Origin of the sequence: Pelodictyon phaeoclathratiforme BU-1 (genome assembly GCF_000020645.1) — a bacterium.
GTDB classification, from domain to species: Bacteria; Bacteroidota; Chlorobiia; order Chlorobiales; family Chlorobiaceae; genus Chlorobium; species Chlorobium phaeoclathratiforme.
In genome coordinates this window covers 1,278,834-1,302,330 of the sequence record NC_011060.1, presented here as the reverse complement: position 1 = coordinate 1,302,330, position 23,497 = coordinate 1,278,834, and the positions used below count along the sequence as shown (strand labels likewise).

The 23,497-nt window shown below is 44.7% G+C and carries 22 protein-coding genes; 4 read left to right on the top strand and 18 right to left on the bottom strand.

Going from position 1 to position 23,497, the window contains the following annotated elements; genetic code table 11:
• Window positions 1-216: 216 nt before the first annotated feature.
• The 12 genes from PPHA_RS06180 to PPHA_RS06130 all read right to left on the bottom strand — a co-directional run bounded on the left by PPHA_RS06180 (window position 217) and on the right by PPHA_RS06130 (window position 15,807).
• Window positions 217-4,317, bottom strand: coding sequence for a DUF4062 domain-containing protein (locus tag PPHA_RS06180; RefSeq protein WP_012508004.1), 4,101 nt, complete (start codon window positions 4,315-4,317; stop codon window positions 217-219).
• Window positions 4,318-4,633: 316 nt separating this feature from the next.
• A complete protein-coding gene (locus PPHA_RS06175; protein WP_012508003.1) occupies window positions 4,634-4,894 on the bottom strand; it encodes a hypothetical protein in 261 nt (86 codons plus the stop codon).
• A gap of 21 nt (window positions 4,895-4,915) precedes the next feature.
• On the bottom strand, window positions 4,916-5,725 hold the full coding sequence (locus tag PPHA_RS06170; RefSeq protein ID WP_041526458.1) for a PGN_0703 family putative restriction endonuclease: 810 nt from the start codon (window positions 5,723-5,725) through the stop codon (window positions 4,916-4,918).
• 208 nt (window positions 5,726-5,933) lie between these two features.
• Window positions 5,934-6,608: a hypothetical protein gene (locus PPHA_RS06165; protein WP_150085615.1), complete on the bottom strand. Its 675-nt coding sequence runs from the start codon at window positions 6,606-6,608 to the stop codon at window positions 5,934-5,936.
• A 451-nt stretch (window positions 6,609-7,059) separates the two neighbouring features.
• A complete protein-coding gene (locus PPHA_RS06160) occupies window positions 7,060-7,638 on the bottom strand; it encodes a hypothetical protein (protein WP_012507999.1) in 579 nt (192 codons plus the stop codon).
• Between the two features lie 148 nt (window positions 7,639-7,786).
• Complete coding sequence (locus PPHA_RS16625; RefSeq protein ID WP_317623611.1) at window positions 7,787-7,972, bottom strand: tyrosine-type recombinase/integrase; 186 nt, start codon at window positions 7,970-7,972, stop codon at window positions 7,787-7,789.
• A 119-nt stretch (window positions 7,973-8,091) separates the two neighbouring features.
• The gene (locus PPHA_RS06155) at window positions 8,092-8,889 is read right to left on the bottom strand and encodes a formylglycine-generating enzyme family protein (protein WP_012507998.1); all 798 of its coding nucleotides are present in this window, start codon (window positions 8,887-8,889) and stop codon (window positions 8,092-8,094) included.
• Window positions 8,890-8,911: 22 nt separating this feature from the next.
• On the bottom strand, window positions 8,912-10,444 hold the full coding sequence (locus tag PPHA_RS06150) for an AAA family ATPase (protein WP_012507997.1): 1,533 nt from the start codon (window positions 10,442-10,444) through the stop codon (window positions 8,912-8,914).
• 27 nt (window positions 10,445-10,471) lie between these two features.
• Window positions 10,472-12,091, bottom strand: coding sequence for an Hsp70 family protein (locus PPHA_RS06145; protein WP_012507996.1), 1,620 nt, complete (start codon window positions 12,089-12,091; stop codon window positions 10,472-10,474).
• Between the two features lie 22 nt (window positions 12,092-12,113).
• A complete protein-coding gene (locus PPHA_RS06140; RefSeq protein WP_012507995.1) occupies window positions 12,114-13,469 on the bottom strand; it encodes a hypothetical protein in 1,356 nt (451 codons plus the stop codon).
• A gap of 152 nt (window positions 13,470-13,621) precedes the next feature.
• Window positions 13,622-15,316: a Na/Pi cotransporter family protein gene (locus tag PPHA_RS06135; protein ID WP_012507994.1), complete on the bottom strand. Its 1,695-nt coding sequence runs from the start codon at window positions 15,314-15,316 to the stop codon at window positions 13,622-13,624.
• Window positions 15,317-15,342: 26 nt separating this feature from the next.
• The gene (locus tag PPHA_RS06130; RefSeq protein ID WP_012507993.1) at window positions 15,343-15,807 is read right to left on the bottom strand and encodes an SRPBCC family protein; all 465 of its coding nucleotides are present in this window, start codon (window positions 15,805-15,807) and stop codon (window positions 15,343-15,345) included.
• Window positions 15,808-16,008: 201 nt separating this feature from the next.
• Between PPHA_RS06130 and PPHA_RS06125 the strand changes: the two genes are divergently transcribed.
• Both PPHA_RS06125 and PPHA_RS06120 read left to right on the top strand, forming a co-directional pair.
• The gene (locus tag PPHA_RS06125; RefSeq protein WP_012507992.1) at window positions 16,009-16,902 is read left to right on the top strand and encodes a tetratricopeptide repeat protein; all 894 of its coding nucleotides are present in this window, start codon (window positions 16,009-16,011) and stop codon (window positions 16,900-16,902) included.
• Between the two features lie 172 nt (window positions 16,903-17,074).
• Complete coding sequence (locus PPHA_RS06120) at window positions 17,075-17,488, top strand: NUDIX hydrolase (RefSeq protein WP_041526456.1); 414 nt, start codon at window positions 17,075-17,077, stop codon at window positions 17,486-17,488.
• Here PPHA_RS06120 and PPHA_RS06115 read toward each other — a convergent pair.
• The gene (locus tag PPHA_RS06115) at window positions 17,485-18,183 is read right to left on the bottom strand and encodes a PDDEXK nuclease domain-containing protein (protein WP_012507990.1); all 699 of its coding nucleotides are present in this window, start codon (window positions 18,181-18,183) and stop codon (window positions 17,485-17,487) included. The two genes, PPHA_RS06120 and PPHA_RS06115, sit on opposite strands and share 4 nt — an antisense overlap.
• A gap of 47 nt (window positions 18,184-18,230) precedes the next feature.
• Entirely contained in the window at window positions 18,231-18,467 is a 237-nt protein-coding gene (locus PPHA_RS06110) for a toxin-antitoxin system HicB family antitoxin (protein WP_012507989.1), read from the bottom strand.
• Window positions 18,468-18,788: 321 nt separating this feature from the next.
• Between PPHA_RS06110 and PPHA_RS06105 the strand changes: the two genes are divergently transcribed.
• Together PPHA_RS06105 and PPHA_RS06100 are read left to right on the top strand one after the other, a co-directional pair.
• Window positions 18,789-19,340 carry a Panacea domain-containing protein gene (locus PPHA_RS06105; protein ID WP_012507988.1) on the top strand — a complete coding sequence of 184 codons (552 nt, stop codon included), beginning with the start codon at window positions 18,789-18,791 and terminating at the stop codon, window positions 19,338-19,340.
• Window positions 19,337-19,795 carry a hypothetical protein gene (locus PPHA_RS06100; protein ID WP_012507987.1) on the top strand — a complete coding sequence of 153 codons (459 nt, stop codon included), beginning with the start codon at window positions 19,337-19,339 and terminating at the stop codon, window positions 19,793-19,795. The genes PPHA_RS06105 and PPHA_RS06100 overlap by 4 nt, the downstream gene beginning before the upstream one ends.
• An 8-nt stretch (window positions 19,796-19,803) precedes the next feature.
• On the opposite strand, the gene PPHA_RS16620 is transcribed toward PPHA_RS06100, so the two are convergent.
• From PPHA_RS16620 to PPHA_RS14560, 4 genes are all read right to left on the bottom strand, one after another.
• Window positions 19,804-20,799, bottom strand: a complete 996-nt coding sequence (locus PPHA_RS16620) for a toll/interleukin-1 receptor domain-containing protein (RefSeq protein WP_012507986.1) — start codon at window positions 20,797-20,799, stop codon at window positions 19,804-19,806.
• A 65-nt stretch (window positions 20,800-20,864) separates the two neighbouring features.
• Window positions 20,865-21,614, bottom strand: coding sequence for a hypothetical protein (locus PPHA_RS06090; RefSeq protein WP_012507985.1), 750 nt, complete (start codon window positions 21,612-21,614; stop codon window positions 20,865-20,867).
• A gap of 115 nt (window positions 21,615-21,729) precedes the next feature.
• The gene (locus PPHA_RS15535) at window positions 21,730-21,918 is read right to left on the bottom strand and encodes a hypothetical protein (RefSeq protein ID WP_150085613.1); all 189 of its coding nucleotides are present in this window, start codon (window positions 21,916-21,918) and stop codon (window positions 21,730-21,732) included.
• 97 nt (window positions 21,919-22,015) lie between these two features.
• Window positions 22,016-23,341 (bottom strand): toll/interleukin-1 receptor domain-containing protein, encoded by a 1,326-nt coding sequence (locus PPHA_RS14560; protein WP_012507984.1) that lies wholly within the window; start codon window positions 23,339-23,341, stop codon window positions 22,016-22,018.
• Window positions 23,342-23,497: the final 156 nt, after the last annotated feature.

Here is a 23,497-nt window from a genome sequence, read left to right as displayed (position 1 = left end):
GTTATGGAAGCCTTTGGGTAGAATAACTCGTTTTGCAAAAAGAAAATATACGATTGCAATCAAAACACGATAAGAACAATAAATTACTGTGATTCTATAGCACCGCGTCACCTATTTCCTGCATTAATACAACATGACTGGCGAATCGAGACTGGGTCAAATCGGCATGTATATACTGGTTGGTTAATATCGTAGAAGGATAATTCTTGATTGTGGTTATTGCAAGTTATTTATTAGAATCTGGTAAATTTGCTGCTGTATTTGTTGGCTTTGGAAATCAATAGTCATATTTTGTTCAATCATGGAATCTAGATTTTCTTTACATTGAATAATATATTCCATAGATTTATTGAGATCGTTATAGCTCTGATAGAATATTGCAAGATTATAATGGGATATGAGAATATCTCGAAGATACTCAAGTTGATCTGGTTTTAGTTTTAATAGTCGTTTAGCATATTCCAACGAGTCTATATAAAAATTCTGAGCTTTCTCTTTTTCACCATTGTTGTTGTAAATGTTACCCAGTCTTTCGCAGTTTACCGATAGGTCTTGTAAATACTGAGTATTGTCAGTATCACTAACCTGGATTTCATAGAAATATTCATTAGCTTTTGCGCAATAATTTAAGGATTCGGATATATTTCCAGACCTTAAATAAACAGCAGAAATATTATCACAGCACACAGCGAGTTGACGAATAAGTGTAACATTCTTCGGATGCCGATTATGTAGCTCTGTACAGAGTGTATATGCTTTTTTATGAAATTCGAGTGATTCACTTATTTTATTATAACACAGATTTAGTTCACCCAATCGATCATAACTCTCTACTAAATTGCTGTCTATTTCCTCATTATCTGAACTTTTCTTAAGTTCATTGCAAAATGCAATATCCTGATGTGAAAAAGACATAGAACCCATAATGTCTCCCATTAATTTTTTAAGTTCTGCAATTTGTCTGTAGGCTGAGGATATTTTTAACTTGTTATCTATTTCAGTAAAATTTGTTTCTTCAGAAGTAAATATTTCTAAAAATTCATTCAGATTCTCAATGGCCTTATCAAGACTCCCCTGTTTTCTATAGATCTGTGAGATTCCCAAATATTCCTCTGATAGTGCATACAGTATTTTTGTATTTGCAGGATTAGATACTAATAATTGCCTCCACATAAAGATACCATCAGTATATGATTGTAATGCTAAATCATAATGTTCGATAGTAAATAACTTCTTTCCCATTATGTGATAAATACCTGCTAAATGCAATGCAGCCCGAAAAGAATCTGGCTTTCTTTTTATCATAGTATCCAATAGAGAAAAACAATTTTGGCTGTATTCATTTGCATTAATTATTTCGTTATTTCTCAGGAACATATCAATAAGATTAATATATACACTGGATATAGATAATAAGATATCATACTGGTGAGGTCTGTTTTGATTGACTTTTTTAAGTATTTGAAGAGCATTCTCAAAATTCTCTTGAGCCTGCTGATATCTTTTTTGATTATTGCAGGTCACACCAATTCGTTCATATGTGACAGCAAGTCGATGGGCATTTATGTAGTCCGCACTGTTTTCAAAAACCGTCAGATTGAAACCGAAGGCTTTTTGATAATGCTCCATGGCTTTGCTCAAGTCACCTTTATGCAGGTAAATATCTCCAATATGATTGTGTGATGCTCCAAGAAGATGCTTTAAATGGTTATCATTGTCATTAGTTTTGAAGAGATTTTCACGTAATGAAAGTGCTTTATTCTGGTATTCGAGAGCGAGATCATAATTAGCCTGTTTACTATAAGTTTCCCCTAAACGTTCCAATGAAATAGACAAACTATAAAAATAGCTGATATTTTCATCATCATCAGTAAGTAAAGAGTTTAAGAGTTCACCACTTTTTTCAAATAGTCTGGCTGCCTCGTTGCATCTTTCCTGCTCCAAATATATTCGTCCTTCCCCTTCGTAGAGACATTCCAACAATCTTAGAATATTCTGTCGATTCGGTTGCTGTTTGTTCAGATTATCAGCAATATTGATAATCGCATTCAGTAATCCCAGTTGTAGGTTTGTTGACAACCATTCTGAAAGGTTCTCTAGTATTACACTGCTCAATCTGATTAAAAATAGTGAAACCCGAAAAATTACTTCTTTTTCCAAAGTTCTATTTTCGAGGAAAGTCTTATCTACTAAATAAACCATTTTTTGAAGCCATACATATGCTTCATTTGTCTCATCCTCGCTATGTGCTGCTAATTCATCCTCAAATACTTTATTAATAGCGTCCAGTTCTTTATCGTCAATGTCATTGCAATAATATGCAATGCCTCTTGCAGCAAATTCAGGTTCATCAATCTGCATATAGAAATACATCAGTTCTGTCTGTCTAAGGGTATCGCCATCCACCGAAGCTTCCAGATATTCAATAATCTTCTTATATAAGTCTTTTTTGTATTGGATGTTTGAAAGCCTCTCTTTTCTTAAATAACTTTTCAGGTGTGAATGACTGAAATCGATTAATCCTTGCTGGCCCCGCCAAATAATATGTGAACGTATGTATCTTCTTACCAGTGCAAACTTTAAGGAAAATGACGGATCATCTTCCAAGCCAAGTATATTTTGTATATCTTTTTCACGAAGGCCATATCTACTGAGGGCAATTAAGTCAAGCATCTCTGACATCCATGAAACTTCTATGCGTGCAGCGAATCGCATATAGAATCTATTAAATATTACATGTAGTAGATCTTCTGTATCTGGCGGAAATTCATCAACTAGTTGTAACATATACCTAAATATCTTCTGATCCGCAGTTCCAGGCAACTTCATTATTGCTGCAAAATCATCCTCATCAAGTAATAATAAATGTTCAACAACTAAGGAAATCCATAATGGATTACTTGCAGCTGTTATTCTGTCTGACAATGGTTTTGAGATTATTGATACTATAATATCAGGATGCAGATTTTTATGATATCGCTCACATATATTTTGAATGATTTTTGTTGATTCCTGTTCTGTAATTAATGGTAGCTGTTCTGTATGGCATCCACTCATTTTAGAAAGATTTGTCGTTTCTTCACCTTCAATAGCAGTTGCTATAAATCTTGCATTTTTAGGCCATTCATCAGGCAACCAGCTAAGGTACCGTGCAATCGGTGTCCTTTCAAATTTTTCAAGCCCATCAATAATACAGATTACTCTAATTTTAATAGCTACTTCTTCTAACAGTCTGCTAAATAGTTCTTTTCTATTATCGAAAGTTTGTATTCCATTGGAATTATGTTTTTCTGGGATGTTTAAATATCCCTCAAGTTCAGCATTCCACCTATCAAGCATATTTATCACGCTGGTTGATCTGATGCTAATACCAGCCGTGTGTGATAAAATAAGGCAATCCCTTTTACTAAGTTCTGTGTTCAATTTTGCGTATAGTACACTCTTACCATTACCAGAAAAACCTGTAATGCATTTCCCCCATTCTTTATTATTATTTTCATTTAACGACCAGTTTAATATGCTATCTAAGACAGCTTTATGACCAATGAAGTCTCTTGAGTTGATTTCAATAAACTCTGCTATTGTCTGACGTTCTATTTCGTACCACGAACTCTTAGTTTCTATAGATTCATAACTAAAGTCTTTCTTGAATTCACTCCAAAAATCTTCCAATACCTGATTAGCAAAAGATTCTAATCCACTTATTCGGTTATTTTCCCACTTAACTGAATAATACCTTACCCTCTTCTTTAATTGCAGATCAGATTCAATCCGGTTTTTTAAAGCCAAAATACGATTGTAATTCTCACGGCCTGCAGACTCATTACTATATTGATCAGAATAAAAAGCTCTCTCTGCTTCAGTCATTCTTTCATAAGGTAAATCACTTCGAAAATAGAAGAAGCACCTCTTCTCCAATTCCGAATTTGAAAACAGAGCATATTCTATCTCAAGGGAGGTGACACTTTTCCCCTTTGTATCTACATCAAATCCTGCTTCGTTCACAACAGCTGATATTTGATCACTCGGGGGAATCCATCCATAACGATCTCCCAATATAACTAATAAGTATGGGCGACATCTGTTAATTTCATTAAGGCATACTTTTAAAACTTTCACCTCTTTATCTTCTTGCACTGATTCTGACACTGTATCAATTCCCCATCGTAAATCAACTGGTACAAAGTGTGACTTTAATTGCATTAATCGGTCATCAAGCTGAGGGAATACAATATCTCGTAAACAATCACGCTCAGCCTGCATATCTCTAAATGTGCTACTTATAAAGACACGTGCTGTTTTCCAGGATAAATTCATATTAATTTAAAATTTACTATAAATTATGAAACAATATTGAAACGATTGAAATTACTTTAATGACTTATTTCACAATATAAAATTGACGTATGTTCTTCTTACGGTCTCAATTGCTCCTCCGCTTGAGCCCTAACGGTTTGCGGGTTTAAGAAGTTAGCGATTTCGAAGCACAAAACTGTCAACCTGCACAAATGTTGATACGAGGTAGAATGTTCATTTAATCACTGAACCGCCAATTTCTTAAACCCGCTGTTAGCTGCATATGGTTTTGTTCGTCCAATTCGGTGATGTTTCAGGTTAGAAGAAAACTTTCTCATTAGATTCTGTATTTCGTTTCCAAGTTTGTCAGCCAATTATTTTCTTGCTCATCAGAAACAATGTTGGCAAGTTTGTCTAAGATATTTTCAAGATGAACTTTCTTAAAATGTTTGTTGCCTTGTGGAGTTAAAATTTCACGAAACTGTTTTTCCGTTTCTTCATTTTTCCATAAGTAATTGTCGTTTTCAATTGGAGAGAAAACCCAAAAACCAAATTCATCGCAATGTCGTGACAATGCGACTTGCTCCGCAAGAATCATATTTCTCCAAAGTTGATTTAGTCAAAAGCTGAAAGGACAAGCCGACATTGATTTTATCTTTTCTCCGTCAATAACTTTTGACTTTGCTGTCAAGTCCCAATTGAAATACTTATTGTAACCACATAGAGAATTTTTTGTTTCCACCATCTTGCTATAAAAGTTATTGGAATTACAAATTGCTCGTCTCTCTTTATTTCGTTCTAATCTTTGTTGTTTTTCTTCAGGTATTTCACCTTCTTTCTTTTTTGAACCTGCATAAGAAGAGCAAACAGAAAATTCATGTTCAATAAATTTGAATTCAATTAGTAACACACCTTTCTTGTAGTTGTTGTAAGTGTAGAAAACTGCAATGTCAGAATCTGTCCCGCTACCAAGTTTGAGATTTTGGTCGCCAATACTTTCGTCACCTGTTCGTTCAAAGCCAATAATGTTGTCGCACAAGTTTGGAGTAAACTCTGGTTCAAGATGATGAACTCTTACTTGCTTGTCAAACAGGTTTGAAAATAATTTGTCTGCTAGCGCAGGATGTTGTTGAAGATAAATTATGAGATTAAAACAGTATGGTTGAGAAGCAGCAGTATTTGTCAGTATACGGTGCAAGTCACCTGCTTTGTGTTTGCTAAATCTTTCTTTCGTTGCTGTATGAATGTCTTCCGTGATAAAATTGAATTGTGATTGCTCAACAGTCAAAAGGTGTTTGTATTTGTTTCTGTTTGCAGATTGTCCAAAGGATTTTATTTCAGGATTGGTTTCAAGGAATGAAGCCATTGTCCTATAAACTTTTTTCTGCCAAGGATTACCTTCCTGATAAATTTCTGCTTCTGAATTCATGTTTTGTCTGTTCATTAAATGCTCAAATGTTTGTGTTTGCGATGTCGGTTGTTCGGAGCGTTTCCATTGCAGCTAACGGCTGACGCTATGGCAAGTGCGGAAATATATTGCTGCTCAAAGTATGCCAGCACAAATGTATGTAAAGATTCCAAATGTTTCAACGAACACGCATACCCGTATTTGCTATAGCGTTTGTTAGCAGTAGTGCTTATTTTATCTCTGTAAATGTCCGAATATAAATTTGTGGATTTCTACCAGCTTTTTTTCTATTTGAAGGATGAAATGCAAAGATTATTTCAATATTCTTCTCTCTTATTTCTCTCAGACTATTAGAGCTAGGTAGTTTACCTTGAAACAAAATTATGTTTGGTTTTAAGATTTCAATTTCTTTTAATAACAATGATTCTTCTAATTCTTTTTTTAGGAATTTCCTATTTTCGTTGCCAGAACGATTTACTCTCGATATCGTTACAAATTTATGGAGATTTGTTAATGCTACAAAAGACAATGGATTTTCTCCATTTTTGTGATTCTGGATTTTTGTTGCTTGGGAATAAGTGTCATATTTAATGAATTTATCCCAGACATTTTGCCAGTCTTTCTCGTTTTTTAAAAGATATAATGCAGAACAATAAGTTCCTGCAATGTGTGGATTAAAATTGATATCACATTCAATATTGGTATTTCTTTCTGCTAAATCTTGAAAACGTCCTGGAGTTTCGTCTTTTCCAACATCCATTCCAACAAATAGAATTTTATTTTTAGACAAGTAATATTTGCTTCCAATGAAGGGCATTGTTACAAATTTAAATTCTGGGTTACTGCTTAATATTCCACTTGCCGGATTAATATCAAATTCTTTAAAAAAAATTTTGATATTCAATTTCAATTTGGTCTTTATTCATAGTAGTTGTCTTAAATTGTGTGCGTTTATTTAGCATTCCCGCTAACGTTTGGCGGTATGGCCAATAAGGGATTGCGGGCGATTTCCTATCACAGTACACGAAAAGCTGGGGCGGGCTACAAACCTTCGCATACCACTAAAACCCTTATTGGCTATACCGCGTGTTAGGTGGCGTAATTATTTATCCTTTAACATTTTCATCATTACTAATTGTGATTTCAATTAATCCAAAACCTCCCTTGCTACCTTCTTCCCAGAATCCTTCATGTTCTTCTGGAGGGTCTTGAATCATTCCTAAACGTTTATATATTAAATTAATGAACAACTCGAATTGTCCATATATTTGATTACCTTTTCCAAAGGGAGTTAAGAAATCAAATAGAGGACTATTAGACTTACAACAAATTTCGTAATGATGCCTACGGAAATTTCAACAATCACAAATTAAATCAAGGTCATAGTTAAAATGACCATATTTTTTATGCTCATATTGTGAAGCTATTTCATTTGTTGACAAATCAACCGCAAAAGTATTACCTAGCAGAATATAATCACCAAATTCATTGGCTACTGAAATGTTTTTCCAGATAATTGGAGTTAGACCAAGGTTTCTGTACACTGAATTTCCAAATTTAAACTCAATATTATCAATTTGTTTGTAGAAATGGAATTGATGTAATTCTATTGAAAACTGTTTACCACTATTATTGTATTTTGCTTGAAAGAATAAAGCTCTTTTGTCAATAATCCTACCCCCATCAATGTATTTGATTACAAATAAAAAATCTCCAAGCTCCGTTTTTTGTTTTGTAAAAAGGTTATCAGGGTTTATAAAAAAAGCATATGGCTTTTGATGACAAAATCCAGCTTGAACTTTTACGTTTTGATTCCAAGATAATCCTTGAATTCTGTTGATTGAATCTTCGACAATTCTAACTTCGCCAGTCGTATTAGAAATGGCCGATTCAATTGAATTTATTATCCTTTTATATATCTCTTGTGTAGTCATCTGTCTTGTTTTTTATTATGCCACCTAACTCCTTTATATATGCACCATATCCCACCAAAAGGTGTATAAAGGCAGCTATTCTGGCATGCTTTATACACCTTTGAGGTGCGTAATATTTTTTACAAATTATCAAAGGGGTTGGAAATTTTTAGTAAACTCTGTTCGCATACATGGGATAGATTTCTGTCGTCTTACTGCTCTTATGCCCTAAGAGCTCTTGTATGTATCGTAGATCAATTCCTGCTTCCAGTAAATGTGTTGCATAAGAGTGCCGCAACCAATGAAGCGTTACTGGTTTTTTGATTTTGGCATGATTGAGTGCATGTTTTAACACTTTTTGCAAGCCGGTGCCAACTGTTAAAGTTATAAAGTACAGTTATATTTCAAAACTATTAACCTAAAGTTCCCGCTTATTTAGGCTCAGGTGAGCACCAACTCCCCAGTTTCCGCTCCTCACTCCCCCATCTTCACCGGTAACACCAGCCGAAATCCCCGGAAATCGTTAACCGCTTTGGAAACCACGAACGAGCGCTGCGATGAGCGGAAGGCGAATTTGTCGGGATAGCGCCAGCAGCCGCCCCTTTCCTGGCGGAGAGATTCTTCACCGGTGTCGGTATTTGCAGAATCGGTTTCGTCGTGCCAGACGCTGCACCACTCCATGACGTTGCCGCTCTGGTTCCAGGTGCCGTAGCCCGATACGCCTTCGGGATAGGCGTAGACCGGGGCGACCGAATCCGCTCCCCGGTTGTTCCGGTGCCGGCAGTTGTTTTCGTCCCACCGGTCTCCCCAAGGGTAGATCGATCCTTCCGGCCCTCGTGCGGCCTTTTCCCATTCGGCTTCTGTGGGCAAACGGCATCCTGCCCACCGGGCGTAGGCATCCGCGTCGTCCCAGTTGATGAGCACGACCGGGTAGTCGTCGAACTCTTCGGGACAGCCGTCTTCGTGCCAGACCGAAAGCGAGTCTATCCTTGCGCCAATGTTGGGTGGCCGATGGCCCGTAGCCTGCACGAACGCCCGGTACTGGCGATTGGTGACGGCGTAGACCGAAATGTAAAACGCTTCAAGAGTGACGGTGTGCTGCGGGCTCTCTTTGTCGAGGCCGTCTCCCATGGTGAAACTGCCTGCGGGGACAAGTACCATCGGGGATCCGTCCTGTTCGTTGATGACGACCGGGGGCAGATCGCCACCGGAAGGACGGAGCGCGAGAGTTCTGAGGCCGGTAAGGATTTCGGTATGTGTTGGTGTATTCATAGTGCTCTGTGTTCTCTTGTTTCTATGACGCAGCCAAACTATTCCGGTCGTCGGAGGCGTTGCGCGCCTGTCCGGTTCTGACCATCGTTCTCAACTGTTCGATATGCTCCTGATGCGATGCCGAGAGGGGAACCATCTCTCCGGCTGCGTTGAGCAGATCCTCCGTTTCCAGTTCCCGGCGGTTGTCGCGGAATGCGGGAAACATGGCGTCGTTGACCAGCGCCTGAAGTTCGGCGCCGACGAACCCCTCGGTTGCCGATGCGACGGCGGCGAGGTTGAAGCGCTGCGAAAGCATGGTATAGCCGCGCTCTCTGAGATGGACTTCAAGTATTTTTATCCGCTCGCCGTGGGTGGGAAGATCGAGGAAAAAGACCTCGTCAAACCGGCCTTTGCGCAGGAGTTCGGGGGGAAGGCGCCGAACGTTGTTGGCGGTGGCGAATACAAATACCGGAGCGGTTTTTTCCTGCATCCAGGTGAGGAAGGTGGCAAACACCCGGCTTGCCGTGCCGCTGTCGCCCATGGAGCCAGCGAAGGCTTTTTCAATCTCGTCAACCCAAAGCACGCAGGGTGCGATAACCTCGGCAATCCGGATGGCTTCGCGAATATTCTGTTCGCTCGAACCGAGCAGGCCGCTGAAGATGGCGCCGACATCCATTCTCAGCAGCGTCATCCCCCAGTGGCCTGCGGTTACTTTTGCGCAGAGGCTTTTTCCGGTTCCGGGGATCCCGATGAGGGCCACCCCTTTGGGCATACTGAGGCCATACTCGCGCGCATCCTGGCTGAAGGCCTCCTGACGCTGATCGAGCCACGCCTTCAGGGCGCCAAGTCCACCGACGTTGTTCATGGAGCCGGTATAGGGGTAGAGTTCGAGAGCGCCGCTTTCACGGATGATGTGCCGTTTTTCGTTCAGCACCTGCCGGACACTCCGTTCGTCGAGCCCATGGCCTCCGGCAACCACGATGGCTTTGCGAAAGGCCCTTCCCGCTTCGACAATGGAGAGGCCGAGGGCGCTTTCGACCAGACGTTCGCGCAAGCCGTGCGTGGCGTTGTCAAGCGCTCTTGTCGAGCGGGTTTCCCGATCGAGCAGTTCGAGTATCTGTTTGCCGTCAGGCTTGCCGACATCGATGGTTGGAATGTCGTGACGGAGTTCGACGGGAAGCGCAAACTGGGGGCTGGTGATGATGATGTTCACCGTTTCGCTGCGGAACGGAAGACGCGATGCGAGGTTCCGCAGCATACGTGAAACACGCCGGTTATGTTCCAGAAAATGGTGAAAGTCTTTGAGCACGAAGGTTGCGGAGCCCTTGTAGTCGTCGATGATGTCAAGCACCGTTTCCGGGGTGGCGGCCAGTTTGCTGAAGGTCACCGCTGGCTCGCGCAGGTGGCGGAACTGGTCGCCGATATCCCAGGTGATGAGCCCCATTCCTGCAGGCCACCGGCTTGATTGCGACCAGCCGGAAAGGGTGCGCAGGGCCTCCTCTTCGTCGATGGTTGCGAGGTGTATGACGGCTACCCGCGCGTCAACATTGAGTTTGAGTTCGTCGAGCCAGGCCATGCTGCGTTCAGTTATTGGGTTGTAACGTTACAGTTTCACCACCGGCAGATCGCTCACCGGCAACGGAAGTCGCGAGCCGTCGCGTAATAGAATGTAGGAACTATTGTTCTCCTCCGTATCCCGCAGCCAGAGCGTGAGGCGACGGTTACTGTCTACACCGAATCCTGCGATGAAGCGCCGCTCTCCCGAACGGCAGGGCGGGACGGCATGGATGAACTCGCTGTCTTCGGGATTGAGTGGCTTATGCCGACTCTCCTCCCGCTCCCCTTCCCGTACCGGACGCAAGCCGTCGGCCCCGTTGACATAGGTGATCAGCGGGCGGCTCATTGACGAGCGCTCATAAATAACCAGTCCGAGCGTCTCCTGGTTGTCCGAAGCTGCCTTGATATATTTGCTGCATACCGGTTTCCCTGTCGGGTACGGGGTACCTCGGGGAACGACGGGAACCAGTTCGAAATCCCGAAGTTCGCGGTTCCAGCTCCGCAGACAGTAATCATGGGTCAGCGTCTGATCAAAGATGCCGCCGGAGTAGCGGCATGCCCCTCTGGCGATGGCTTCGAAGGGATTGCCGGAATGGACCTCGCTCAGGGGGAAAAACTCCCGGATTTTCTCCTCGATGCCGGGGAGCAGACTGCTTCCCCCCACAAGAAAAATCCCTTTGAGTTCCTCTTTGCGGATGCCTGCCCTGTCGCGTGCCTGATCGAGAGCACGATCGAGCGTGCGGATGATATGCTGGTAAAGGTTATTCCTGTCCGGCTCCCGTTTTTTTTCAAGCGCCTCCTTCAGGGTGCGGGAAGTGAGCGTGACCTCGATGAGTCGGCCGGTAACATCGTTATACCGGGTAAAGGATGCTTGCTCGCTGCCGTTCGAAATGGCTATTTTCGCCTGCTCAATCGCTTCGAGCAGTGATGGGCCGATCGAGGCGATATCATCATCTGTAAGCCCCTCCTCTTCCTGTATATGTTCCAGCAGCCAGTTATCGATCATAATCCCGCCGATCTCCTCGCCCGCCCGGCCCAGTATCCGGCATTTCGCATGTCCGGCACGCAGCAGATCGGTACGAACGACTGAAACATCGAGGGTGCCTCCGCCGAAATCCACGATGCAGTAGGGCGTACGGTCGAGAACCATATCGATGTAGCCAAGCATACAGGCGGTTGCTTCGTCGATGAAGGTGATCCCGCCCGGAAAGCGTTTTATCGCCGCTTCGCGAAGCCAGTCGATATAGTGATCGAAGGCTTCGACCGGGACGGTCAGCACGATCTCCTCGTCGATGTCGCCGAAATAGCCGCGTACGAACATCAGGATACGATCGACAAGTTCGTCGGCTGCATGGCGGGGATAGATAACCCTGCCATTGACGCGCCGCCCGCGATTGGCCCCGCCGTTGCGAAGCATATCCATTTTCAGCCATCTGAATGTTCCCGGATGATTGACTACTCCCGCTGCGTCAACCTGGCTGCCGACAAGGAGGGCGCTCTCCACGGCGAAGTGAATGACGGAGGGAATAACCCGCGCAGGCTCCGATCCTGGCTGCGGATAGAGGATGCCGAGGTTAGGTAGCTCGGGAGTCTCTATATCGTTCAGGGCTTCGTTCCAGCGTGCGACCACGCTGTTGCATGTCCCGAAATCAAAAGCGAGAGCCATTAATTCAAACGGTTATCCTGGTTTACCACTCCGCATCCGTCAGCTCCTCGGTCTCCACGGCATTTTTTTCTGCAGCGTCGTCGTTACTGTCAACGGTGATCAGACCGCGAAGGAAGTACCCCTGCAGAACCCCGAGCAACTGCAGGAGTTTCCTCTGCAGCTCTGCCGACGGATCGGCCGGTCCGACACCAGCATGAACTTTCCCGGCCAACAGACTGCTCTCTTCAAGCAAACCGGGCAGGCGTGTCGTCAGTATGGCTGCCACGATATTATCCTGTGGCTGGAGCCAAGAGACGTGCTCCTGCCGGGAGCCTGCCTCCGGCACGGTAAAGAGGTAGTGCAGCGCGAGTTTTTCAGGCCATGTGCCGTTGAGGGAGATCTCCTGCATTCTGTTGCGGGGAACCAGCCCTCGCTGCGCCCCTGAAAAGAGCGCACCAGCCCGTCTGAAAGGGTCCGGGCTTGCAAGATCCTGCTGCTGCAGCTCGTCGGATCGATACCGTTCCATCCAGAAAGAGAAGATATCCCTCGTGCCGGGCGGAGCAGACGAAGGTGAATCAAGAAGAAGTGCGGCCAGTTCACGATAGAGAGCGACCGCAGCCTCGACAACGGCTTTTTTTGAGGGAGTTTTCGGCCTTCCGCCGCCCTCTTGCCAGAAAGCGATAACTTCGAGCGCACTGGTGAAGGGCAAACCGTGGAGCCGGTCGAGCAGCGCATCGTGATCTCCGCAGAGTTTCAGCGCCTCGATGACCAGTTGCGGATCATGCCCCTCCTTGACGGCATGGTCGTAAGCCGCGACAAGCCGGGGATCCTGACTTTTGAGAACTGTTGTGCTGATCCGCTGCCTCTGTGCGCCTGAAGCGGCAAGCCAGGCTTTTTCAAAAATGGAGTAATCGGGATCTTCAAGATCGAGGTAGCGCCCCGGATAGCCTCGCACAAGGCCGAAAAGGGCGTCCATTTCAAGAGCAGGGGCATGGCGACCGTTCGCTTCAATCTTTTCGGCAATGTCGTCGCGCTCAACGATGCTCCAGAGCATGAACACCATGCCGTTGCCCCAGTCGTCTTCCGGCATGGCAACAATGGCCTGCAGCAGATCCCTCTGAATCGTTTCGGAAGCGTGCATCCTTTTCAGCAGCTCTTCGAAGCGGGAGGCTTTCCAGGAGTTCCACAGGGCGCTGTGCATGACTGGCTGGCTGCTGTGCTGTAGAAGCAGAAGACGGTGGAATATCGCATCCGCTTCCGGATGCCCCTCTTCTACCGCGCCCGCCAGCTTGACCGCAGCTTCCCGGCTCTTGCTTGAAAAAAGATGTTCCACCGCCCTCTTCCTGAGGATGCTTCCGAGGAGGGGTGTTGTGGCAAAAAGGTGTTTTTCAGCTTGCATCAAAATTGGGGCATCAAGGAATGATCAATTTGAAGAGTATACGTATATCACTCTGAATTAAGCAAATCAGAGGGCTCGACTTTGACCGGGTTCCCAACGAAATCATTCCATCACTCTCCGATAATCATTAAAACTGGCGAGCGGGATGCAGATCAACCCTCCCCCACGTTCACGATGCTTCGCGCTATACTCTTGCCATAATGGTGTATCTGTTCGAGCAGGTAGATGAGTTCCATGTGGATGTCGTGAGTAATCTCAGCTTCAGGGAGCAGGAACACTCGTTTCAGATGGGCTACTTCAGCCTGCTCCACCAGCCGTTTAAAGCGCTCTTCACCCTCAAGAAGCGCCCCGGCTCTCACTCTGTCCATCTGTTTCAGGGCATGAGCAAGCTCTTCAATTTCGAGGCAAACGAGGTTATGAATCTCCATGAGTTCATCCTTCCCCGCCTGGCTCAGATCGCTCTCCACTCCCCTTTTTTTTTCAAGCATTTTTCCTTCAAGAGTTTCAATAACATCGCCGATCGACTCCAGCCCCTTGACAATGTTCATGAGCGCAAAAACCTCCCTCGACTCTTCTTCGTTAAGTGAACTGCGAGTGATTTTAATGAGATAATCTGAAATACGGCTCTCAAGAAAATCAAGTTTCTCCTCTCTCATACTCATCCCCTTGATGACGGAAAGTCTTGGAAAAACAACATCATGACCAAGATCGCTGTTGATAAACGGGTAGAGTGATGCACGCACCATTTTGGCGGCTATGCTGCCCATCCTTGCCACTTCGGCCCTTACATAGCTGAGAGCCAGCAGAGGGGTGGAGAGTGCAGACTCCTTCAGATACCAGACTGCAGGGATGAGCCTTGTCTCTTCCGGGTCATCCGGAAGAAGCCGGTAAACAAGTCGGTCGAAAAGCGAAAGAAAGGGTAGAAACAAGAGTGCCATGAAAATATTGAGCAACGAGTGGGCATTGGCTATCTGCCTTGGCACTTCATGAGCAAGCCTTCCTGCACCGAAACTCTCTGCAGAGGGGGAAAGAGCACGGATAAACTCCGCAAACTGGGGAATAAAAGGGAAAAAAATGAGCACTCCGGCCACATTGAAGAGTACCTGCGAAAGCGCTACCCTCTTTGCTGCACGCTGCATTCCGGCGCTTGCCAGCACAGAGGTGATACAGGTGCCGATATTGGCTCCAAGCAGCAATGCGACTCCTGCTTCAAGAGTCAGCACACCCTGCAGGGCAAGCGTTATGAGGATACCAATAAAGGCCGAACTGCTTTGCATCAGTGCGGTCAGGAGCATCCCTGCAGCAACTCCAAGAAAGGGATTTTCAAGATAACGCAAGAGCGAAAGAAAAGGCGCATAGCTCTCAAGCGGCGCAACTGCCTCCGACATGAGCTTCAGCCCGAAAAAAAGAAGACCGAATCCCGAGAGCGCCTCCCCGCTGAAACGCAAGGGCTCCGTTTTGCCAAGCGAATGCAAGGCAAAGCCTGCGGCAAAGATGATCAGGGCATAATCGTGCAGCCGGAATGCTACAAGCTGAGCCATGGCTGTTGTACCTATTTCAGCGCCAAGAATAACGCTCAGCGCCTGGCTGTAGCTCATCAGCCGTGACTGCACGAGCCCGACAAGGATGGCGATAATGGTACTGCTGCTTTGGACGACCATACTGGCAAATGCCCCGGCAAGCAACCCGTACAAGCTGTTGCCGGTCACCTTCGATATCAGCAGGCGCACCCGCTCGCCTGAAGCCTTTTTCAGGCCACTGCTCAACATCCTGATGCCGTAGAGAAAAAGGGCAAGACCACCGGCAAAAAGAACAGCTATACCAACTGGCGAAATCATTTCATCCATTTTTCACTATCCCTTTTGAAAAGGGTTCACATGCGGCCTAAAATCTCTTCAATCCTCTTTTTACGGTAAGCAAAAACCTCCTCAAGCCGTCGACTCACAATCAGGGTATTGACAATATCGCCAAAAAAGTCCATCGGCATGACATAGTCAACTCTGTCGGTCATTTCAACACCACCCGGTATTGCACGAAACTGATGGAGGTGATGCCAGCTCTCATAAGGCCCCGATTTCTGGCGATCCTCAAACAGAAACGGTCTCTCAACCCTGGTAATCTCGGTTTCCCACCGTACCGGAAGCATCATGAAAGGATAGAGCGTATAACTGATCAGCATTCCTTCATAAAGCGGCTGCATTCCGTCGCCATGGGTTATCCTGACCATCATTTCCGGAGGTGTTATCCGGGCAAGGCTGGCCGGAGAAGCAAAAAAATTCCATACAGCATCAAGATCGAGAGGAATTTGCTGAACATAAGTAACAGTATGCAATGTCATAAAATTAAAAAACCGGTTCTTCAGCCTGCAACCACTTTTTTTCAACGCTCCGGCAAATTCCTTGCCACAGACTCTTTTAAGTTCCTTTTAATCATCAAGTAATGCTCCCTAAAGATGTGATTGATTAATGTAACAAGAGTGGATGAATTGCCATCTGCCATTTAAATAACAGGTCAATAATTATAAACAGTGAGGAAACCGATGCAAAATCGTTTACGTTTTTTTTATATCGCTATAATCGCGTTTCTGTTTACAGGTAATGTTGCTTATGCACATAACGAAGAGGCTCAACGTCTTTTGTCGAGTGGCGAAGCATACTGCAAGTCAGGCAAGAATACGGAAGCTATAGCAGAACTGACAAAGGCCATTGAGCTTGAACCAAAACTTTCACCAGCAGACCTTTCAACAGCGTACTACAACCGGGCAGTTGCAAGGCGTACCATTGGAGACAGCCTGGGCTCCAAAGCTGATTTCGAGAAGGTTGTTGATCTTGATCCAACTCCGAGAGATGCTGCAGCTTACCATAATCGCGGGATTGCCAAATCGACTCTGGGAGACAAAGAGGGGGCTCTGGTTGACATGAAAAAAGCAGCACTCCTTGGTAATATCCCTGCCCGTGAGTGGCTGAAAAATAATGGAGAGAAAAATCCACTCTATACAGCCCTTGACGATGCACAAAACCTGTTGTCAAGCGGCAAGGCAAAGCTTGCATCAGGAGATCACAAGGGAGCGATTGTCGACTTCACCAAGGCAATCGAACTTGATCCGAAACTTGCTGCGGCATACTTTAATCGTGGGATTGCAAAAAGTTTGACGGGAGAGAACAAGAGTTCAAGAGAGGACTTTGCAAAGAGCATCAAGCTTGATCGTACTCCGAAAGATGCAGAAGCTTACTGTAATCGCGGGATTGCCAAATCCGCCATCAACGACAAGAAAGGGGCTTTGACTGACTTTAATAAAGCCATTGATCTTGATCCGAAGTATCGTGAAGCTTATTCCCGTCGCGGAAAACTGAAAAACGAGATGGGAGACAAAGCGGGTTCTCTGGCTGACGTTAAAACAGCAACAGAACTGAGCGCTATAGCACACCCTTGATTATAGCAGGATAGACCAGAAGAGGAGAATGATAAAAGCCCGGATGTATGCCGGGTTTTTATCTGTTGTCGTGGAGATTGAGCAGTTCCCGTGCGCGGCATCAATTTTCTTTTTCCGTAGATTAGCCTTGATACAACGAACTTGTCCTGCTTTTCACAACCTGATTTATCGTATGGCTAAAGCAACCGTTGCCGCCATCATCACTCCCGATGATGATAAACGCGATACCATCCTGCTGACGAAGAGGAGTGTTCCTCCCTTTAAGGGGCAGTGGTGCCTGCCGGGAGGGCACATTGATGAGTATGAAACGGCTGAAGAGGCCGTTGTCCGGGAAGTTGAGGAAGAGACCGGCCTCCTCTTCTCCGACCCGGTTTTTCTTCATTTTTTCAATGAAGTGTTTCCGGAGCATCACTTTCATGCGGTAGCACTCGCATTCTCCGGCAGAGGAATTGGTTCGATAGAGCTGAAGCCCGACGAAGTAGAGGAGATAGCATGGTTTCCACTCGATGAAGCGCTCACGCTTCCGCTTGCCTTCAATCATCTGCAGATCATACGTACCTATTATTCTAAAATACTTTGCGGTTAATTTGCTCCAAATCTGTTCAAAAATCCAAAAATTTCCTGATTTCGGGCTTGATTAAAGGCGCCGCCCATTTCGGAGAGAAAACGGCGAAGGTTCTGCACCAATGCTTGTTCCAGTTCCCGCTCAGAGTGTTCATCAGCCAGCTCCAGAAAGTCGAAAGTGTAGGTATCCTTGACCGCAAGCACAGCCTGAGCTTGCAGTTCAGGAGAGAGTGTTTTATCAAAATTGGTCTGGTTGAGCAGGTATTTTTCGTAGCTTTTGTTGTCAACCTGGTGCTGAAGTACCGCCTTTGTCCAGCCAAACCTGGCCGTCGCCCGAAGATAGAATTCTCGTTCAAGCTCATCTTTGCATCGGGTGAAAATAACAAGGTTTTTAGCCCAACTGATTTCTGCAACCAGCGGTTGCAGTTTTGAATGCTCTGCATAGGCAAGATAGAAATCCCTCATATTCCACAAATTGCGCGCAGAAAATCCGTTTCTGCCGGGAAATTCTGCCTGCAGATCACGGGCAAGCGTCTCCACTACCGCTTTTCCCCAGCCAAGTTTCTGTTGTTTCCTCTCAATGGACTCACCAATTTCCCAATAAAGCGCGACCAGCTCCGTATTCACTGCCCGGAAAGCCTGATACTGCCGCTGGTGAATACGAGACTTGATATCGATAAGAAATTCTGCGTATTCGGTTGTTCTGACCTCACTCATAGCAGCTCCCTGATCGAATAAAAGAAAGGGTAGAAAAAATAACCTCTTTACAATGTATCACAGGCTTCTGGTTCCACATCAGGAACTTTGCTCAAAATTTCAAGAAATGTTTCACGGCTGCCGCGATTTGCCCGCTTTTCCAAATATTCAAATGCTGAAAGAGCCGCAACTTTTTCAGCCGCAGCAAGCATAATAAACTGATTGACGGAAATCCCTTCTTCTTGGGCTACTTCACGAAGTTGCTCGTGTAATGATTTGGGTAAACGTAAACTTAGCACGCTCATTGTTTCACCTCACCTATAATTTGCAAAAACTTCAAGCACAAGTTCATCTCCCTTTGATAATCAAGGTTCTTCCCGGTAGCGTTGAATGACATCTTCGTACTCAAGAACTGACAAAACCCGGTAAAAAGTATATATATTGCACTAAATCGTATGATTTTACATCTTTTTTACTATCGAACACGAACCAAAAGTCCTGACAAAAGTGCAGAAAAATGAAGAATATTGGTGTTTTTTGGTGAGGAATCGGAAGTGAAAATGGTTGTTGAACGGTATACCGTTAAAAAAATATGCGGAAATGCATAATTTTTATAAATTGAGGCCATGAACTCACCAGCCGAAAAAATTGCCATTACCGTTAATACCTTATTGTATATCATCCAGAAGTCAGGCGGCATCTGTGATTTTCATAAGGTATTTAAAATTCTTTACTTCGCGGATCAGAAACATCTGTCGAGGTATGGGTCTGCTATTACTGATGATACCTATATTGCCATGGCCAATGGCCCGGTACCGTCAATGGCTTACGATATTTTAAAATCGTTACGGGGCGAGGGTCTTTTTACTTCACAAAAAGAGCAATTTACTCCATATTTTGAACTACAAATCAATAAACACACTGTAAAGGCAAAAAAGAGCCCTGATCTTGATTATTTGTCCGAGTCTGAGATGCGATGCATTGACGAATCCATCGAAGAGAATTACCATCTCAAGTTTTCAGATTTAACAGAGAAATCCCATGATACGGCATGGCAAAAAGCGGTATTTAATAGTGAAATAGATCTCCTTGATGTTGCAAAGTGTGGCGGTGCCGGGAATGACATGATTGAGTATATCAAAGAGAGCTGTGAGAACCGTTTAGCTGTATTTGAATGAGTTTAGGTGAATTTTTCCCGGAAGTCTTTAAGGCTGATTACGCCAGAAGGAACCTGGAAGTTGGGAGTGTTCTTAAGCTCTACGTCACGGATACCAAACCACCAAAAGAAAAACGATTTATCATTGTAGGAAAGAATATTGACGGGCTCTGTCTGGCAACCGTATACATCAATTCAGAGATCAATGAGAACATCAATTACTCCCCCGAACTCAAAGAGCTTCATCTCCCTTTTCAGGCAGCAGGCAGAACATATCTTGATCATGACTCTTTTGTTGACTGCTCAGAATTTGTGATTAGAGAGCAAAAAGAAATAGAACTCGCAATAAAAAACAGGCCCGGAGTTGTGATTGGAACGTTATGCGACACGGATTTGACTGCTGTGAGAAACAAACTCATTAACTCACCAAAAATCAAACGAAAAGATAAAAAGAGGTTTGGGTTCTATCCGGAATAGTTGGACGTTCAGGCTTTTCCTTCAATATCCCTCTCTGCCTGGAATGAGTTCAACAGCTTTCCGAATTCTCTTGTATAGGCTTCGTTATCTTTTTCCCAACCGACAAATGACGGGATGTAGTACAATCTGATCTCTTCTGCTAAATCCCTGCCCTTGCTGTCAGGGAACTCCCACTCTTGAATCTTGCCAAACTCAATCAAACTGATGGGGAAAAGCACTTGCTTTCCTTCTCTGTCCTCGCGTTTTTTGGCCTTTGTAATCTCCTGTTTTACCCATTCACTGTTTATGCTGCTTTCGGAGAGGATCAACAGCAGCTTTTCATGTTGTCGTATGGCTTCACCGATTTGAACATGTATTTTTTTGCCTCCTTTCATGTCATGCGGAGCGTACCAACACCGTACTCCTTTGGCTTGCAGATCAGCATAGAGACGATCTGCAAACGCTTTATCCGCAGTACTATGGCTGATAAAGCAAGAGTAGAATTCAATAGCTTTGCTGGTGAAGGAGTGCGCATATTCAATGAAGGTATCAGGTAATCCACAGCCTTTCAAGAATATCTCTGGGATATTCCCTTTTGACTTGTAGAGTGTATCAATGCCTATTGTTGAAGGGCCTCTATGTTGAACAGTATCAAGTCCTATGACAGAACTGAGATCTATATTAGCAAAAACTGTAAAGGCAATATATACCCCGCTTAGGTTTGCTCCTCTGAGATCCGCCCAACTGAGTGTTGCTCCATTGAGGTCCGCATCGCTGAGGTTTGCTCCGCTTAGGTTTGCCCCTTTGAGGTTTGCATGAATGAGATGTGCACCGAGAAGGTTTACCCCGCTTAGGTTTGCCCCAAAAAGGTTAATCCCGTTCAGATTTGCCCCGCTGAGGTCTGCATCACTGAGGTTTGCTCCGCTGAGGTCTGCCCCGTGGAGATCTATTTTAACATCGGGATTTGCCTGACGAGCTTCGTTCCATTTTTCTACTGATCTGAGAAGCAGTTCAACGGTTAGCATGGGTTTTTTATTGGGTTAGTATATTTGAATGAGTTTCATGCCGATACAGCAGATAAACCAATAATTTATTCACTTTTATACTCGAAGTATTCGTCGGCCATTTCCTCAACAGAGAAGAACGCCCTTATTAATAGGACAGCTTCATCCAAGGGTAGCGCTGCATCAACGCGAAAGTATTTCTCTTTGTGGGCGCATTTATGCTTTTTATTATTCCACAGGAAAGACTCAATATCAGATTCGCAAGAGAAGCTCATGAGTGCGCCATCAAGGTGAACAACTTGTGTTGCATCATCAGTGAGGATTGCATGTACATAATCAACATATACATCCTTGCCGATCCACTGCCAAGCATCCAGTTGGAGCTCAGCTCCAGTTTGGCCTTGTTGACGACTCAAGCGAACGACCAGTGTTGAGTAGTATGCATCTATATTTTGTTTTGGTATTTGGAAGGTCGAAATGTGTACTCCTTCTCGAAGCACAATGTCAAGTGCTTTTCGAAAGGGCACGCCGTATACCGGTGCTTTTGACACTGTAGGTCGGCCAGATTGCACCCGAATAGCCGAATATTTCCAAAGGTCAGGCGAATTTAGAAGAAGCTTAGCAGGACCACGAGCTCGACCGTGCGGATGTATTTCTATAGATGAATCAACACGAAGCGTTAAACTGCCGTCATCCCCAACAATCAATGCATGGATGGGAACCAGACCATCTTCGGTGGAAAGTTCTGGCAGGAGTTCTGTAAAACGATTCGTTTGACGCTCCTGTTCAACGCACCATGCTTTTAGTTCATCTATGTTTTGAAAATTTGTAAACATATCAAGTCTCTCCCTAATCAGTAACTGATCTCTGTTGTGAAGTTTTCGGCATCCGGTATCTTTGGTATTGTTTATTCCTTCATCTCTTCAGGGTACCTTCGCTCTGATAGGTAACTCAAGAAGCATCCGTATGCTTTACACCACCGTGACTTGGCCGTTCATCAACATGGGATGGAGCCGGTCGCGGAACTGCGTGAGGTGCTGTTGTCCCACACGGAGCGTCAGGTTCTTCGTCTGGAGGCAGACTCAACAGTATCACCTCTTCCATTATCAGGTAGATCATTTTGTCCTGTGGTTCATTCATGGCTTTGCAAGTGTCTGCATCTGTCAATAAAATGCGCTTCAGCTCTGATTTTATGGGTTCGCGTCCTTCGCATCTATAATGATTATTTTATGGAAGTTCAGGCTTTTCCGTCAGTGACCTTCTCTGCCTGGAATGAGTTCAACAGCTTTCCGAATTCTTTTGTATAGGCTGCGTTGTCTTTTTCCCACCCTATAAATGACGGGATATAGTACAACCTGATTTCTTCTGCTAAATCCCTTCCTTTGCTGTCAGGGAACTCCCATTCTTCAATCTTGCCAAACTCAATCAAACTGATGGGGAAAAGCACTCGCTTTCCTTCTGTATCCTCACGTTTTTTTGCTTTTATAATCTCCTGCTTTACCCAGTCACTGTTTATGCTGCTTTCGGAGAGAATCAACAGCAGCTTTTCATGTTGTCGTATGGCTTCACCAATTTGATCGTGTATTTTTTTGCCTCCCTTCATGTCATGCGGAGCGTACCAACACCGAACACCTTTGGCTTGCAGGTCAGCATAGAGACGATCTGCAAATGCTTTATCCGCAGTGCTATGGCTGATAAAGCAGGAGTAGAATTCAATAGCTTTGCTGGTGAGGGAGTGCGCGTATTCAATGAAGGTATCTGGTACACCACAGCCTTTCAGAAATACCTCGGGTATATTCCCTTTTGATATGCAGAGAGTATCAATCCCTACGGTAGATGGACCCACATGGTGAACAGTGTCAAGACCTTTGACGTTGCTAAGGTCTACATTTACAAAAATTGTATGCCAGATGATTACCCCGTGCATGTCTGCCTTGCTAAGATTTGCCTCAATAAGGGTTGCTCTATTGAGCTTTGCGCCGCATAGATTTGCCCCGCTGAGATCTGACCTGTAGAGCTTTGCCTGACCGAGGAATGCCATAGTAAGGTCTGCCCCTGCAAGCTGTACTTCATCGAGGGTTGCTCCGCTGAAACTTGCCCTTGTGAAGTCCCCCCCAATGAGATTTGCCCTTGTGAGGTCTGCCGAGTTAAGGCATGCCTCAGTGAGGTTTGCCCCAGTAAGGGTTGCATTGGTGAGAATTGCGCATATAAGCTGTGCCCCGCTGAGATCTGCCCCGCTGAGATTGGCATCCCATAGGGTTGCACCGCTGAGGTTTGCTTTACTCAGATTTGTCTTGATAAGGTTTGCTTTACCGAAGTTTGCATTATAGAGATGCGCCCCGTTAAGGTCTGCCCTATTGAGGTCTGCCATGTTGAGCTGTGCCCCGCTGAGGTCTGCCCCTCTGAGGTTTGCCCCAACCAGGTCTGTACGACTGAGGTCTGCCTTGTTAAGCTGTGCCCCGCTGAGATCCGCCCCTTTGAGATTGGGCCTGCCCTTTTGATGTGCCTTTCGAGCTGCGTTCCATTCTGTTACTGATCCGAGAAGTAGTTCAACGGTTAGCATGGCTTTCTTTGTTTGGTTGTGGTACGCTCAGATTCTTGTCTCTGTCAGGTTTCGCTATGTCTTCGTTTCGGGTTTTAAGACTCTTTTTCAATGTCCGCTGTTGAGGATTAACGGACATTGAATTTACTCAAGGTTGTGCGCTTGATCCAGTCTGCT